At 71.5% G+C, this 15,332-nt stretch carries 11 protein-coding genes; 8 read left to right on the forward strand and 3 right to left on the reverse strand.

Features of this window, described 5'->3' with window-relative positions; all coding sequences use genetic code 11:
• Positions 1-242 precede the first annotated feature (242 nt).
• Positions 243-1,289, forward strand: a complete 1,047-nt coding sequence (locus FHR36_RS09025; protein ID WP_253795496.1) for an LLM class F420-dependent oxidoreductase — start codon at positions 243-245, stop codon at positions 1,287-1,289.
• Positions 1,290-1,352: 63 nt separating this feature from the next.
• On the opposite strand, the gene FHR36_RS09030 is transcribed toward FHR36_RS09025, so the two are convergent.
• Entirely contained in the window at positions 1,353-2,330 is a 978-nt protein-coding gene (locus FHR36_RS09030; RefSeq protein WP_253795499.1) for a magnesium and cobalt transport protein CorA, read from the reverse strand.
• A 141-nt stretch (positions 2,331-2,471) separates the two neighbouring features.
• Here FHR36_RS09030 and FHR36_RS09035 point away from each other — a divergent pair, with 141 nt between their 5' ends.
• The 4 genes from FHR36_RS09035 (at position 2,472) to mshC (ending at position 6,018) form a co-directional block, all read left to right on the forward strand.
• Complete coding sequence (locus FHR36_RS09035; protein WP_253795501.1) at positions 2,472-3,176, forward strand: histidine phosphatase family protein; 705 nt, start codon at positions 2,472-2,474, stop codon at positions 3,174-3,176.
• Positions 3,177-3,234: 58 nt separating this feature from the next.
• Positions 3,235-3,807 carry a DUF3090 family protein gene (locus FHR36_RS09040; protein WP_253795503.1) on the forward strand — a complete coding sequence of 191 codons (573 nt, stop codon included), beginning with the start codon at positions 3,235-3,237 and terminating at the stop codon, positions 3,805-3,807.
• A 62-nt stretch (positions 3,808-3,869) separates the two neighbouring features.
• The gene (locus FHR36_RS09045) at positions 3,870-4,700 is read left to right on the forward strand and encodes an SCO1664 family protein (RefSeq protein WP_407660824.1); all 831 of its coding nucleotides are present in this window, start codon (positions 3,870-3,872) and stop codon (positions 4,698-4,700) included.
• Between the two features lie 88 nt (positions 4,701-4,788).
• Positions 4,789-6,018 carry a cysteine--1-D-myo-inosityl 2-amino-2-deoxy-alpha-D-glucopyranoside ligase gene (gene mshC / locus FHR36_RS09050; RefSeq protein WP_253795506.1) on the forward strand — a complete coding sequence of 410 codons (1,230 nt, stop codon included), beginning with the start codon at positions 4,789-4,791 and terminating at the stop codon, positions 6,016-6,018.
• Positions 6,019-6,116: 98 nt separating this feature from the next.
• On the opposite strand, the gene FHR36_RS09055 is transcribed toward mshC, so the two are convergent.
• Positions 6,117-7,043 carry a PAC2 family protein gene (locus FHR36_RS09055; protein WP_253795508.1) on the reverse strand — a complete coding sequence of 309 codons (927 nt, stop codon included), beginning with the start codon at positions 7,041-7,043 and terminating at the stop codon, positions 6,117-6,119.
• A 157-nt stretch (positions 7,044-7,200) separates the two neighbouring features.
• On the reverse strand, positions 7,201-8,001 hold the full coding sequence (locus FHR36_RS09060) for an SGNH/GDSL hydrolase family protein (protein WP_253795510.1): 801 nt from the start codon (positions 7,999-8,001) through the stop codon (positions 7,201-7,203).
• Positions 8,002-8,107: 106 nt separating this feature from the next.
• On the opposite strand from FHR36_RS09060, the gene FHR36_RS09065 reads away from it, so the two are divergent.
• The 3 genes from FHR36_RS09065 to FHR36_RS09075 all read left to right on the forward strand — a co-directional run bounded on the left by FHR36_RS09065 (position 8,108) and on the right by FHR36_RS09075 (position 15,321).
• The gene (locus FHR36_RS09065) at positions 8,108-9,121 is read left to right on the forward strand and encodes a LacI family DNA-binding transcriptional regulator (RefSeq protein ID WP_253795512.1); all 1,014 of its coding nucleotides are present in this window, start codon (positions 8,108-8,110) and stop codon (positions 9,119-9,121) included.
• 218 nt (positions 9,122-9,339) lie between these two features.
• Positions 9,340-13,635, forward strand: a complete 4,296-nt coding sequence (locus FHR36_RS09070) for a discoidin domain-containing protein (protein ID WP_253795514.1) — start codon at positions 9,340-9,342, stop codon at positions 13,633-13,635.
• Between the two features lie 285 nt (positions 13,636-13,920).
• Complete coding sequence (locus FHR36_RS09075; RefSeq protein WP_253795516.1) at positions 13,921-15,321, forward strand: extracellular solute-binding protein; 1,401 nt, start codon at positions 13,921-13,923, stop codon at positions 15,319-15,321.
• Positions 15,322-15,332 lie beyond the last annotated feature (11 nt).

The raw sequence follows: 15,332 nt of genomic DNA on the forward strand, positions 1-15,332 counted from the left end.
TGGCCCTCCGTCTGCCCTCGAACACGTAAACGCGCAGGTGGGGAGAGGTCCTCCCCCGTGCGGGCCGAGCGTATCGGCGAATCGGGCCGCGCCCGGCGCGACCCGCAGGGGCGGGCGCGCGGGACGCGTCGCGGTCCGGTTCGCCGGAGGTGACCGAATCTGTTCCTACCGGCCAGTAGCATGGCGGGCGGCCGCGCGGTTACGGTGGCGGCACCACCGACTGGAAGGGCTTGGGCACGCACATGCGACTCGGTATCAACCTCGGTTACTGGGGCCTCGGCATGGACGCCGACAACATCGCCGTCGCCCAGGAGGCCGACCGGCTCGGGTACGCGGTCTGCTGGGCCGCGGAGGCGTACGGCTCGGACGCCGCCACGGTGCTCTCCTACGTCGCCGCGAAGACCGAGCGGATCGACGTCGGTTCGGCGATCTTCCAGATCCCGGCCCGCACCCCCGCGATGACCGCGATGACCGCCGCCACCCTGGACACCCTCTCCGGGGGCCGCTTCCGGCTCGGCCTCGGCGTCTCCGGACCCCAGGTCTCCGAGGGCTGGTACGGCGTCAAGTTCGACAAGCCGCTCGCCCGCACCCGCGAGTACGTGGAGATCATCCGCAAGGTGATGTCCCGCGAGCGCCTGGTGCACGACGGCGCCAACTGGACGCTGCCGCTGCCCGGCGCCCCCGGCAAGCCGATCAAGCTGACCGTGCACCCGGTGCGCGAGCACATCCCGCTGTACATCGCGGCGATCGGCCCGAAGAACCTGGAGCTGACCGGCGAGATCGCCGACGGCTGGCTCGGCATCTTCTTCGCGCCCGAGCACGCCTCCCTCTCCGTCGACCAGCTCCGCGCCGGGCGCGCCAAGGCCGGGCTGACCCTGGACGGCTTCGACCTCTGCGCCACCGTCGCCGTCTCGGTCGGCGAGGACGTCAAGGCACTCGCCGACACCCAGCGCTGGTACACCGCGCTCTACGTCGGCGGCATGGGCAGCAAGGAGAAGAACTTCTACAACCAGCTGGCCTGCCGGATGGGCTACGAGGCGGAGGCCGCCGAGGTCCAGCGGCTGTACCTGGCCGGGGAGAAGGACGCCGCCGCGGCCGCCGTGCCGCACGACCTGATCGACGCCACCTCGCTGCTCGGCACCAAGGAGCGGATCGCCGACCGGATGCAGGCGTACGCCGACGCGGGCGTCACCACCCTCACCCTGGCCCCGGCCGGCTTCACCCTCGAGGAGCGGATGACCGCGCTGCGCACCGGCGTCGAGGCGCTGGAGCTGGCCGGACTGGCCTGACCCCCGACTGCCCGCGGCCGTCGGTATGAAGCCCCGACGGCCGCGGCGCGGCGTACACGTGCCTCAGAGCCAGCCGGCCCGCTTGAACGCCCGGTGCAGGGCGAGGCAGACCAGCGCCATCAGCGCGACCGCGGCCGGGTAGCCCCAGGGCTGGTGCAGCTCCGGCATGTGGTCGAAGTTCATCCCGTAGATACCGGCGATCATGGTCGGTACGGCGGCCAGCGCCGCCCACGCCGAGATCTTCCGCATGTCGTTGTTCTGCTGCACGCTCACCTGCGCGAGGTTGGCGCTGAGGATGTCGGAGAGCAGCCGCTCCAGCCCGTCCACCGCCTCGTTGACCTTGGCCAGATGGTCGGCCACGTCCCGCAGGTAGGGGCGCAGCTCGGCCGGGACGAAGGGCACCACGCCGCCGCTCAGCCGCTCGGCCGGCTCGGTCAGCGCCGAGGTGGCCTTGCGGAAGCGGACCGCCTGCCGCTTGAAGCTGTAGATCCGCTCCGCCACGTTGCGGACCCGGCCGGGGGCGAAGACGTCGGCCTCCAGCTCGTCCAGGTCGCCGCCGAGCGAGGCGGCCACCTCGACGTAGTCGTCCACGATCCGGTCGAAGACCGCGTACAGCACCGCCGCCGGACCCTGCCGCAGCAGGTCCGGCTGCTTCTCCAGCTCGCGCCGCAGCTCGTTCAGCGGCCGGTCGGAGCCGTGCCGCACGGTCATCACGTAGCCGTCGCCGAGGAAGATCATCACCTCGCCGATCGAGACCGCGTGCCCGTCCGGGTCGTAGCCCATGGTCTTGAGCACCATGAACAGCGAGTCGTCGTACGCCTCCAGCTTGGGCCGCTGGTGGGCCGTGACGGCGTCCTCCACCGCCAGGGGGTGCAGTCCGAACTCGGCGGTGACCAGGTCGAACTCCTCCGCGGACGGCTCGGCGAGCCCTATCCAGACGAAGCCGTCCCCGTAGGAGCGCACCAGGTCCAAGGCATCGGAGAAGTCCTCGGGCCCCTCGGTGCGGTGGCCGTCCCGGTACACGGCGCAATCGACGATCATGCGCCCATTCTCGCGTGTTCCGCCCGGGAGCGGTGGCACCTCCACTGAAGGCACACGCGTCCCGCCCGTTGCGGCGTCCGTCTATGGCTCGCAGGGACGGACGCCTCCCGTGGTCGCAGCACAGCCTCTAGGCTTGGGCGCATGCCCACGCTGCTGCTCGTCCGCCACGGCCGCTCGACCGCCAACTCGGCCGGGATCCTGGCCGGCTGGACCCCCGGCGTCGACCTCGACGAGGCCGGCCGGGCCCAGGCCGAGGAGCTGCCCGGGCGGCTCGCCGGCATCCCGCTCGCCCAGGTGGTCAGCAGCCCGCTGGAACGCTGCCGGCAGACCCTGGAGCCGCTGCTCGCCGCCCGCCCGGAACTGGGTGCGGCCGCGCTGGACGAGCGGCTCGGCGAGTGCCACTACGGCGAGTGGACCGGCCGCCCGCTGCGCGAACTCGCCGACGAGCCGCTCTGGCGCACCGTCCAGGACCACGCCTCGGCCGCCGCCTTCCCCGGCGGCGAGTCGCTGCGCGAACTCAGCCACCGCACCGTCAGCGCCGTCCGCGAGTGGGACGCCAAGATCGCCGTCGAGCACGGCCCGGACGCGGTCTGGCTCGCCGCCAGCCACGGCGACGTGATCAAGGCCGTGGTGGCCGACGCCCTCGGCCTGCACCTCGACCAGTTCCAGCGGATCTCCGTCGAGCCCTGCTCGATCACCGCGATCCGCTACACCCCGCATCGTCCGTTCCTGCTGCGCCTCGGCGACACCGGCGGTCTCGGCTCCCTCGCGCCCCGCCGCGATCACGCCGATCCGGCCGTGCCCAGTGGCGACGCGACGGTCGGCGGGGAGACCGGCACCGCGTAGGGTTTGCGGTGAGAGCGCACCCCCAGACGTCCCCGATTTCCCGACCCGGAGCGAGAGAGTGTCCCGTCAGGTCTTCTTCTACGACCAGCCCGAGCGCTTCGTGGCCGGCACCGTCGGCCGACCCGGCGAGCGGTCCTTCTACCTGCAGGCCAGTTCCCGCGGGCGGATCACCAGCGTGCTGCTGGAGAAGGGCCAGGTCGCCGCGCTCGCGGAGCGGATCGAGGAGGTCCTCGACGAGGCCCTGCGGCGGGCCGGCGGCAAGACGTCCATCCCCGCCGTCGCCCCCGCCGAGATGCTCGACAGTGCCCCGCTCGACCTCCCGCTGGAACAGGAGTTCCGGGTCGGCACCATGGCCCTCGCCTGGGACACCTCCCAGGAGTGCCTGGTGGTCGAGGCGCAGGCCCTGACCGAGGAGACCGAGGAGACGGAGGCCGAGGCCGAGGAGACGGTCTTCGACGACGAGAACGGCCCCGACATGCTCCGCGTCCGGCTCAGCGGCGCGATGGCCCGGGTGTTCGCCAAGCGCGCACTGGAACTGGTCGCCTCCGGCCGCAAGCCCTGCCCGTTCTGCAACCTCCCGCTCGACCCCGAGGGCCACCTCTGCCCCCGGGCGAACGGCTACCGGCGCTGACCGTGGACACCGGCCTTCCAGAGACCGAGCCCGACGGCGGCCTCGGGCCCGACGACCGGGAGGTGCCCGGCACCGACCCGGCCACCAGCGCGGCGCTCGCCGCCGACACCGCGGCCGCCCTCGCCCTGCTGCGCGACGGCGAACTCACCGTCCACGGCCGGCTCACCGACGCCTCCAACGCCGTCCTCTACTGCACTGCCACCCTGGACGGCCTCACCGCGCCCTGCGTCTACAAGCCGGTCGCCGGCGAGCGCCCGCTCTGGGACTTCCCCGACGGCACCCTGGCCGGCCGCGAGGTGGCCGCGTACGAACTCGCCGCCGCCACCGGGTGGACGCTGATCCCGCCCACCGTGCTGCGCGAGGGTCCGCACGGCCCCGGCATGGTCCAGCTCTGGGTCGAGCCCGACCCGGACGCTCCCGAACTGCTCGCCCTCCAGGACCCCACCGGTCCCGACGACGGCTGGCTGCCGATCGTCCGCGCCGACGTCGGCGGCGGCCGGACCGCCCTGCTGGTCCACCGCGACGACCCCGGACTGCGCCGCCTGGCCGTCCTGGACGCCGTCCTCAACAACGCCGACCGCAAGGGCGGCCACTGGATCCCCGCCGCCGACGGCCGGATCTACGGCATCGACCACGGCGTCACCTTCAACGCCGCCGACAAGCTGCGCACCCTGCTCTGGGGCTGGGCCGACACCCCGCTGCCGCCCGACGCCCTCGACGTACTGCACCGCCTCGCCGCCGACCTGGACGGCCCGCTCGCCGCCCGGCTCGCCCCCCACCTCACCCCGGCCGAGCTGGACGCACTCCGCGCCCGGACCGGCCGGCTGATCGCCACCGGCCGCCACCCGCTGCCGTCGGCTGACTGGCCGTCTATTCCCTGGCCGCCGGTCTGATACCGATCCGAAACCCGGACGAGCGGAATCCAGCCGAACCCGGGCACTGGTTGGTCTTTCAAATGATCGCGAGGTTAGAGTCGGTGACATGCATGCCTGGCCCGCCTCCGAGGTTCCCGCCCTGCCCGGTCAGGGGCTTCCCCTGCGCATCCACGACACCGCCACGAGCAGTGTCCGAGAGGTCGTGCCCACCGGGCCGACCGCCCGCCTCTACGTCTGCGGCATCACCCCCTACGACGCGACCCACCTGGGCCACGCTGCCACCTACAACACCTTCGACCTGGTGCAGCGGGTCTGGAAGGACGCCGGCCACGACGTCCTCTACGTCCAGAACGTCACCGACGTCGACGACCCGCTGCTCCAGCGGGCCATCGAAACCGGCCAGGACTGGACCGAGCTCGCCGAGCGCGAGACCGCGCTCTTCCGCGAGGACATGACCGCACTGCGGATGCTCCCCCCGGCCCACTACATCGGCGCCGTCGAGTCCATCCCGTGGATCGTCCCGCTCGTCCAGAAGCTGCTGGAGAGCGGCGCCGCGTACGACCTCGACGGCGACATCTACTTCTCCGTCGACGCCGACCCCCGCTTCGGCAAGGTCTCCCGCCTCGGCCGCGAGGAGATGCTCCCGGTCTTCGCCGAGCGCGGCGGCGACCCGCAGCGCCCCGGCAAGAAGCACCCGCTCGACGCCCTCCTGTGGATGGCCGCCCGTCCCGGCGAGCCCGCCTGGGAGACCGAGCTCGGCCGCGGCCGGCCCGGCTGGCACATCGAGTGCGTCGCCATCGCGCTGCAGTACCTCGGCATGTCCTTCAACATCCAGGGCGGCGGCAGCGACCTGTCCTTCCCACACCACGAGATGGGCGCCGCCCACGCCCAGGTCGCCACCGGCGAGCACCCGTACGCCCAGGCGTACGTGCACGCCGGCATGGTCAGCCTGGACGGGCACAAGATGTCCAAGTCGCGCGGCAACCTGGTGTTCGTCTCCACGCTGCGACGCGAGGGCGTCGACCCGGCCGCGATCCGGCTGGCGCTGCTCGGCCACCACTACCGCAGCGACTGGGAGTGGACCGACGCCGACCTGGAGTCCGCGCAGGCCCGCCTCGCCCGCTGGCGCGCCGCCGTCTCCCGTCCGGACGGGCCCGCCGCCGAGCCGATGCTCGCCGAGGTCCGCGAGGCGCTCGCCGACGACCTCGACGCCCCGGCCGCCCTGGCCGCCGTCGACCGCTGGGTCGCCCTCCAGGAGCAGACCGGCGGCGAGGACATCGGCGCCCCGGGCCTCGTCTCCCGCACGGTCGACGCCCTCCTCGGCGTGGCCCTTTAAGCCGTAGGGGCGCGAGGAACTGCGCGACCGGCCATGCACTCACGTAGAGCGGTGGCCGGCGGCGCAGTTCCTCGCGCCCCTGTTGATGGTTGGCCCGATCAGTCCGAGTCGTCGTCCTCGTCCTCGTCCGGCTTCGGCCGGTCCGTCGCGTGGCCGGTGATCGGCTTCTCGCCGGTCGGCCCGAGGTTGTCGCGGCGCCGCAAGTAGCGCTCGAACTCGCGGGCGATCGCGTCGCCGGAGGCCTCCGGCAGCTCCGCGGTGTCCTGGGCCTCCTCCAGCTGCTGGACGTACTCGGCGACCTCGCTGTCCTCGGCGGCCAGCTGGTCGACGCCGAGCTGCCAGGCGCGGGCGTCCTCGGCCAGTTCGCCCGGCGGGATCCGCAGGTCGAGCAGGTCCTCGACCTTGTTGAGCAGGGCGAGGGTGGCCTTGGGGTTCGGCGGCTGTGCCACGTAGTGCGGGACGGCGGCCCAGAAGGTCACCGCCGGGACGCCGGCGTGGGCGCAGGCTTCCTGGAGGACGCCGACGATGCCGGTGGGGCCCTCGTACTTGCTCTCCTCGAGGTCGAGGGTGCGGGCCAGGGCGGCGTCCGAGGTGACGCCGCTGACCGGCACCGGCCGGCTGTGCGGGGTGTCGCCGAGGAGCGCGCCGAGGATCACCACGAGTTCGACGCCCAGCTCGTGGGCGAAGCCGAGCAGTTCGTTGCAGTACGAGCGCCACCGCATGCTGGGCTCGATGCCGCGGACCAGGACCAGGTCGCGGGTGGTGGGTTCGGTGACCCGGACCACGGAGAGCCGGGTGGTGGGCCAGGTGATCCGGCGGACGCCGCCGTCCAGCCAGATGGTGGGGCGGTTGACCTGGAAGTCGTAGTAGTCCTCCGCGTCGAGCGCGGCGAACACCTTGCCGCCCCAGAGCTCGTCGAGGTGACCGAGGGCGGACGAGGCCGCGTCGCCGGCGTCGTTCCAGCCCTCGAAGGCGCAGATCATCACCGGGTCGATCAACTCGGGAAGGTCTTCCAGCTCGATCACCCAGTGTCTCCCTCCACCGCCCGTGGAACGCCTCGCTCCACGGTCCTACCTGCCCAGCCTACGGACATTGATGCGCCCCGGGGCCCTCGCAAGGGAGCCAGACTACCGGCCGCGGCCGACGGGTTCCGCACGGATAACGGCGTGGCCCGTCGGCGGGTCATTCGGCGGCGGCGGTGACGGCGGGCAGGTAGCCGTCGGACTGGCCGGCGGCGGTGGGGTGGAAGGACTCCCAGAGCGGGAGGAGCACGATCCTGGTCAGCCACTCGGGGCCCTGCGCGGTGCACACTTCGTGGCCGGTGAAGGCGGGTCGGACGTCGGCGAAGGCGAAGCCGTGCTTCTCGGCGCGCAAGCGGGTCAGGTCGTCGAGGCGATCGGCGAGCGCCGCGAAGCGGGCGCGGCGGGCGTCGGTGCCGACCCAGCAGGTGGTGCCGGTGGCGAGCAGGTGGGGGTAGCCGGTGACCACGACCAGGGCGTCGGGGGCGTGGCTGTGCAGCGCGGTGTACAGGGTGTCCAGCCGGTGGGGGAGTTCCTCGGTGAGCCGGCGTTCGGATTCGTCGAGGGCGCGGTCGCAGCCGGTGTCGGAGGTGAGCGGCGGCAGGCAGGCCCCGGCGGCCTCGGCGAACCCGAGGTCGTTGCCGCCGACGGTCAGGGTGACCAGGGTGGCGTCGGCCGGGACCCGGGGGAGTTGGTCGCGTTCCACGTCCGCCGTGGCGGCGCGGTTGCAGGTGGCGTTGACGAAGGCGGCGGGGGAGTGGGCGGCGGCCCACAGCGCGGGGTAGCCGCGGGGCGAGCGGTGGCAGTCGCCGCTCGCCGGGTCGTACGGGCCGGTGGCGACGCCGGCGGCGTAGGAGTCGCCGAGTGCGGCGTAGCGGGCGGGTGCGGGGTCGGCGGCGGCCGGGGCGGCGGGGAGGAGGAGCAGCGGGAGCGCCGCGAGGGCGGCGAGCAGGCGGTGGCGCACGGGGTTCTCCGAACGGACGGTACACGGTCGATCGCGCACAGTGTCCGGACGATCGCTCTGCAAATCAACGCAAGCGGCTTGCGTTGTTTGCCGTACACTCGGGCGCATGACGCGACGACTTGCCGAGGTGGCCAAGAAGGTCGGAGTGAGCGAGGCCACGGTCAGCCGGGTGCTGAACGAGAAGCCGGGAGTCTCCGAGGCGACCAGAGCCGCCGTGCTGACCGCGCTGGACGTGCTCGGCTACGAGCGGCCGACCCAGCTGCGGGGCGAACGGGCCCGGCTGGTCGGCCTGGTGCTGCCGGAGCTGAGCAACCCGATCTTCCCGGCGTTCGCCGAGGCGGTCGGCGGTGCGCTGGCGGGTCAGGGCTTCACCCCGGTGCTGTGCACCCAGACCGCCGGCGGCGTCTCCGAGGCGGACTACGTGGACCTGCTGCTGGAACAGCAGGTCTCCGGTGTGGTGTTCTTCGGCGGCCTGTACGCGCAGGGCGACGCGCCGCACGAGCACTACCAGCGGCTGGCCGAGCGCAGCCTGCCGACGGTGCTGCTGAACGCGGCGATCGAGCACCTGGACTTCCCCCGGGTCTCCTGCGACGACGCGGTGGCGGTGGAGCAGGCGCTGGGCCACCTGCGGCAGTTGGGGCACCGGAAGATCGGCCTGGTGCTCGGCCCCGCGGACCACATGCCCTCGCAGCGCAAGCTGGCCGCGGCGCAGGCGGTGGTCGCGCGGCTCGGTCTGGAGCTGCCCGAGGAGCACGTCGAGCGGGCGCTGTTCAGCCTGGAGGGCGGGCAGGCGGCGACCACCCGGCTGCTGAAGCGCGGGGTCACGGGCGTGGTGTGCGCGAGCGACCCGCTGGCGCTCGGGGCGGTGCGCGCGGTGCGCCGGGCCGGACTCTCGGTGCCGGACGACGTGTCGGTGGTCGGCTACGACGATTCCTCGTTCATGATGTGCACCGACCCGCCGCTGACCACCGTCCGTCAGCCGATCGAGGCGATGGGCCGGGCCGTGGTGGACCTGCTGGTGGGGGAGATCGCCGGCGTCAAGGTGACCCACGACGAGCTGCTCTTCGAGCCGGAGTTGGTGGTGCGCGGCTCCACCGCGCCGGTGCGCGAACGCGACTGACGCCTCCTCGGAAACGGGCGGACACCTTCGGGTGTCCGCCCGTTTCCGTCTGCCCGCGTTCGGCGCGATCCGTTGACATGTTCGTAGCCCTGCGGTAACTCTTGGCTGCCACAACGCAAAAAAGCGATAGATCCTTGTCGTTTTCCTGATCACTCTCCCGAATCGCTCCCCGGATTCGGGATCGGTCCACCGGAATCGATCAGAGACAGAGGGACGTCATGAGATCGAAGCGCATACTCCCGCGGCTGACGGCGTCGTCGGTCGCGGTGGGGATGCTCCTGCTCGCCGGGCCGGTCCTGCCGGCCCATGCCGCGGGCGGGCCCAACCTGGCGGCCGGCAAGCCGGTCACCGCCAGCAGTGCCAACGGCCAGTACGTGGTCGGCAACGTCAACGACGGTGACCAGTCGACCTATTGGGAGAGCGGCAACAACGCGCTGCCGCAGTGGGTCCAGGTCGACCTGGGCAGTGCGAGCGCCGTCGACCAGGTGGTGCTCAAGCTCCCGGCCTCCTGGGAGAGCCGCAGCGAGACGCTGGCCCTGCTCGGCTCCACCGACGGCAGCACCTTCTCCACCCTGGTCGGCGCCACCGCGTACTCCTTCGACCCGGGTGCCGGGAACACGGTGCGGATCGGCTTCGGCGCCACCACCACCCGCTACCTGCGGGTCCAGGTGGCGGTCAACAGCGTCTGGCCGGCCGCCCAGTTCTCCGAGTTCGAGGTCTACGGGGCCTCCAGCTCCTCGGCCGACCTGCTGCAGGGCCGCACCCTGACCGCGAGCAGCGCCAACGGCTCGTACGCGGCGTCCAACGCCGCCGACGGCAACCCGGGCAGCTACTGGGAGAGCGCCAACAACGCCTTCCCGCAGTGGATCCAGGGCGACCTGGGCTCGGCGGTGCCGGTCAACAAGCTGGTGCTGAGGCTGCCGAGCGGCTGGGAGAAGCGCAGCGAGACCTTCAAGGTCCAGGGCTCCACCGACGGCAGCACCTTCACCGACCTGCTGGCCTCGGCGGCGTACACCTTCGACCCGGCGGGCGGGAACACCGTCACCATCAGCCTGCCCACCAGCACCACCCGCTACCTGCGGCTGCTGTTCAGCGCCAACTCCGGCTGGCCGGCCGCCCAGGTGGCGGAGTTCGAGGCGTACGGTCCGAGCTCCGGCGACGTGCAGGCGCCGTCCGCGCCGGGCACGCTGGCGTACAGCCAACCGGCGCCCGGGCAGATCAGGCTGACCTGGGGCGCGGCCACCGACAACGTCGGGGTGACCGGCTACGACGTGTACGCCGACGGGCAGTTGCTCACCAGCGTGGCGGGCGGTGTGCTGACGTACACCGACAGCCGGCCGGACTCGGCGACCGTCTCGTACTTCGTCAAGGCGAAGGACGCGGCGGGCAACCAGTCCGCGGCGAGCAACACGGTCACCCGCACCGGCCAGGGCGGCGACACCCAGGCCCCCTCCGCCCCGGCCGACCTGGCGTACAGCCAGCCGGCCTCCGGGCAGATCAGGCTGACCTGGGGCGCGGCCACCGACAACGTCGGGGTGACCGGCTACGACGTGTACGCCAATGGCGCGCTGCGCACCAGCGTGGCCGGCGGTGTGCTGACGTACACCGACAGCCAACCGGACAGCGCCACCGTGTCCTACTACGTCAAGGCCAAGGACGCGGCGGGTAACCAGTCGGGCAGCAGCAACACGGTCATCCGCACCGGCAGCGGCGGCGGGACGGGCACCAACCTGGCGGCCGGGAAGCCGATCATCGCCTCGTCCTCGGTCTACACCTTCGTGGCCGCCAACGCCAACGACAACGACACCACCACCTACTGGGAGGGTGCGGGCGGCAGCTACCCGGACACCCTGACGGTGGCGCTCGGCGCCAACGCCGACACCAGCCAGGTGGTGCTGAAGCTCAACCCGGCCTCGGCCTGGTCGACCCGGACCGAGACGATCGAGGTGCTCGGCCGCGAGCAGAGCAGCTCGACGTACACCAGCCTGGTGGCGCCGAAGGTCTACACCTTCGACCCGGCGAGCGGGAACACCGTCACCGTCCCGGTGTCCGCGCGGGTGGCCGACGTCCAGCTGAGGATCACCGCCAACTCCGGTGCCCCGGCCGGTCAGGTGGCCGAGTTCCAGGTGGTCGGTACCCCGGCGCCCAACCCGGACCTGACCGTCACCGGGATCACCACCGCACCCGCCGCCCCGGTGGAGACCGACACCGTCACGCTCTCCGCCACGGTGAAGAACACCGGTACGGCCCCGGCGGGCGCCAGCAGCGTCAACTTCTACCTGGGCACCACCAAGGTCGGCACTGCCCAGGTCGGCGCACTGGCCGTGGGAGCGTCCGGCACCGTCTCGGCGGCGATCGGCACGCAGAGCGCGGGCAGCTACCAGGTGACCGCCAAGGCCGACGAGGCCAATGCCGTCATCGAGCAGGACGAGACCAACAACAACCTCACCAGCCCGACCGCGCTGACCGTCAGTCCGGTGGCCAGCTCCGACCTGGTGGCCGCGCCGGTCGCCTGGTCGCCGTCCAACCCTGCGGCGGGCAGTGCGGTCAACTTCACCGTGGCACTGAAGAACCAGGGCACGGTGGCCACGGCCGGCGGCAGCCACGCGGTCACCCTGACCGTCGCGGACGCCGCCACCGGCGCCGTGGTGAAGACCCTGACCGGTTCGTACAGCGGGGCGATCGCCCCCGGCGCCACCACCTCCCCGGTGTCGCTGGGCAGTTGGACGGCGGTCAACGGGCGCTGGACGGTGCGGAGCGTGATCGCCGACGACGCCAACGAACTTCCGGTCAAGCAGGGCAACAACACCTCGACCCAGCAGCTGTACGTCGGGCGCGGTGCCAACATGCCCTACGACACCTACGAGGCGGAGGACGGTGTGCTGGCCGGCGGCGCCGCCGTGGTCGGCCCGAACCGGACCATCGGCGACCTGGCCGGCGAGGCCTCCGGCCGTCGCGCGGTGACGCTCAACCAGACCGGCGCCTCGGTGGAGTTCACCACCAAGGCCCCGACCAACACCCTGGTCACCCGCTTCTCCATCCCGGACTCGGCATCCGGCGACGGCACCAGCTCCACCCTGGACGTCTACGTCGACGGCACGTTCCTCAAGGCCATCGACCTGACCTCCAAGTACGCCTGGCTGTACGGCAACGAGACCTCGCCCGGCAACACCCCAGGGGCCGGCAGCCCGCGGCACGTCTACGACGAGGCCAACCTGCTGCTCGGCACCACGGTGCCGGCCGGCGCGAAGATCCGGCTGCAGAAGGACGCCGCCAACGGCGGGCAGTTCGCGATCGACTTCGTCAGCCTGGAGCAGGCCACCCAGATCGCCAACCCCGACCCGGCCAAGTACGTGGTGCCGACCGGCTTCGCTCACCAGGACGTCCAGGACGCCCTGGACAAGGTCCGGATGGACACCACCGGCACCCTGGTCGGCGTCTACCTCCCGGCCGGCGACTACCAGACCGCCAACAAGTTCCAGGTGTACGGCAAGCCGGTGAAGGTGATCGGCGCCGGACCGTGGTTCACCCGCTTCCACGCCCCGACCAGCCAGTCCAACACCGACGTCGGCTTCCGGGCCGAGGCGACCGCCAACGGGTCGACCTTCTCCGGCTTCGCCTACTTCGGCAACTACACCTCGCGGATCGACGGTCCGGGCAAGGTGTTCGACTTCGCCAACGTCGCGGGCATCACGATCGACAACATCTGGACCGAGCACATGGTCTGCATGTACTGGGGCGCCAACACGGACTCCATGAAGATCACCAACTCCCGGATCCGGGACACCTTCGCCGACGGCATCAACATGACCAACGGCTCCACCGACAACCTGGTCTCCAACAACGAGGCCCGGGCCACCGGTGACGACTCCTTCGCGCTGTTCTCCGCGATCGACGCCGGCGGCGCCGACGAGAAGAACAACGTCTACGAGAACCTCACCACCATCCTGACCTGGCGCGCGGCGGGGATCGCGGTGTACGGCGGCTACGCCAACACCTTCCGCAACATCTACATCGCCGACACCCTGTGCTACTCGGGCATCACCATCTCCTCGCTGGACTTCGGTTACCCGATGAACGGCTTCGGCACCGACCCGACCAACCTGCAGAACATCTCGATCGTCCGGGCCGGCGGCCACTTCTGGGGCGCGCAGACCTTCCCGGGGATCTGGGTGTTCTCCGCCTCCAAGGTGTTCCAGGGGATCCGGGTCGGCGACGTGGACATCGTGGACCCGACGTACAGCGGCATCATGTTCCAGACCAACTACAGCGGCGGACAGCCACAGAACCCCATCACCGACACGGTGTTCACCAACGTGTCGATCAGCGGGGCGCACCGCAGCGGTGACGCCTACGACGCCAAGTCGGGCTTCGGCCTGTGGGCCAACGAGATGCCCGAGGCCGGGCAGGGCCCGGCGGTCGGGTCGGTCACCTTCAACCACCTGACGCTGAGCGACAACGCGGTCGACATCCGCAACACCACCTCCACCTTCAAGATCACCGTCAACCCGTAGCCTCTCCGGCCGGACAGGGCGGGCGCGCCGGCGTCCGCCCTCTTCGGCGTGCCCGCGAGCAGGGCCCCGCGAGGGGCCCACGATCGGGCTCGCCGGGCAGCGTTGCGCAAGTCGACAGTCGCCAGTTTGCAAAAGCTCGTCGACATCTTGCGGCATTCTGTCGACGGCTGCTTAAGTGGTTCTCGCCGTCGGCGATGCCCTTCCGCCGAACGGCCGCCCCCCACCTGACATCCCGGGCTCTCCCGCGCCTTCGCGCCGCCCACCCGCTCGAAAGGGTCCACCCGCATGACCTCAGACGTGCTCCTCCGCAGATCCGTCGCCCTGCTGGCCGCCGCCGGCCTGGCGCTCTCCGCCGCCGCCTGCAGCTCGGGTACCTCCTCGGGCGGCGACGCCGGCAAGGCGGGCTCCGCCGACGCCGCGGCCCCGCTGGACCCGGCCGCCAAGGTGACCGTCTCGATCGACTGCCAGCCGCCGGTCAGCAAGCCCGCCGAGCGCAAGCAGTGGGCGGACGACGTCGCCGCGTTCAACAAGCTCTACCCGAACGTCACGGTCGCCTCGAAGGACGGCTTCCCCTGCGAGGAGCCTGCCGCGTTCACCGCCCAGCTCAAGGGCAGGACCCAGACCGACGTCTTCTACAGCTACTTCACCGACCTGAACCAGGTGCTGGACGCCAACGGCGCCGCGGACATCAGCGCGTACGTCAACGAGAAGACCGTCCCGGCCCTGAAGGACATCGACCCCTCGGTGCTGGCCACCCTCAAGGCCGACGGCAAGCTCTACGGCCTGCCGACGTCCAACTACAAGATGGGCCTGCTCTACAACCGCAAGCTCTTCAAGCAGGCCGGCCTGGACCCGGAGAAGCCGCCGACCACCTGGGCCGAGATCCGCGAGGCCGCGAAGAAGATCGCCGCCCTCGGCAACGGCGTCAACGGCTACGGCGACTACAGCGCCACCAACCAGGGCGGTTGGCACTACACCGCCGAGCTGTACGGCCTGGGCGGCTCGATGACCACCGCCGACGGCAAGAAGGCCGCGTTCAACACCGCCGAGGGCAAGCAGGTCCTGCAGAACCTCTACGACCTGCGCTGGACCGACAACGCGATGGGCGCCACCCAGGGCCTCAAGTGGCCCGACCTGATGACCCGGATGGCCACCGACAAGCTCGGCATGTACGTCGGCGCGCCGGACGACATCACGTACATGGTCCAGACCCTCAAGGGCAACTACGACGACTACGGCATGGGCCCGATGCCGGGCGGCAAGTCGGCGCTGCTCGGCGGCAACGACTACATCTTCAAGAAGGGCTCGACCCCGGACCAGATCAAGGCCGGCATCGCCTGGATCAACTTCAAGTACCTCACCATCGGCAAGGGTCAGTTCGACTACGCCCGCACCAAGGGCGACGGCCTGCCGGTGGGCCTGCCGCAGCCGTTCTTCTTCACCGGCGCCGGCCTCGCCGCGGACAACCGGGCCAAGGCCGCCTCGGCGACCGTCCCGGTGCAGAACTACGCGCCGTACCTGGCCGCCTCGGTGCCCGGAAAGACCGAACCGGCCAACGCCCAGCAGATCTACAAGGTCCTGGACAACGCGGTCTCCGCGGTGCTGACCGACCGGGGCGCGAACGTCGACAAGCTGCTCGCGGACGCCGAGAGCCAGGTCAACCAGGTGCTCGCCAACCTCCAGTAACGGCCCGCGGG

The organism is Kitasatospora cinereorecta (assembly GCF_024172095.1).
GTDB lineage: Bacteria > Actinomycetota > Actinomycetes > Streptomycetales > Streptomycetaceae > Kitasatospora > Kitasatospora cinereorecta.

Excerpts from the sequence above, each read along its gene's own strand:
- FHR36_RS09065 (WP_253795512.1), top strand. The coding sequence starts at position 8,108 with ATGACGCGACGACTTGCCGAGGTGGCCAAGAAGGTCGGAGTGAGCGAG.
- FHR36_RS09035 (WP_253795501.1), top strand. The coding sequence starts at position 2,472 with ATGCCCACGCTGCTGCTCGTCCGCCACGGCCGCTCGACCGCCAACTCG.
- FHR36_RS09075 (WP_253795516.1), top strand. The coding sequence starts at position 13,921 with ATGACCTCAGACGTGCTCCTCCGCAGATCCGTCGCCCTGCTGGCCGCC.
- FHR36_RS09070 (WP_253795514.1), top strand. The coding sequence starts at position 9,340 with ATGAGATCGAAGCGCATACTCCCGCGGCTGACGGCGTCGTCGGTCGCG.
- FHR36_RS09030 (WP_253795499.1), bottom strand. The coding sequence starts at position 2,330 with ATGATCGTCGATTGCGCCGTGTACCGGGACGGCCACCGCACCGAGGGG.
- FHR36_RS09025 (WP_253795496.1), top strand. The coding sequence starts at position 243 with ATGCGACTCGGTATCAACCTCGGTTACTGGGGCCTCGGCATGGACGCC.
- mshC (WP_253795506.1), top strand. The coding sequence starts at position 4,789 with ATGCATGCCTGGCCCGCCTCCGAGGTTCCCGCCCTGCCCGGTCAGGGG.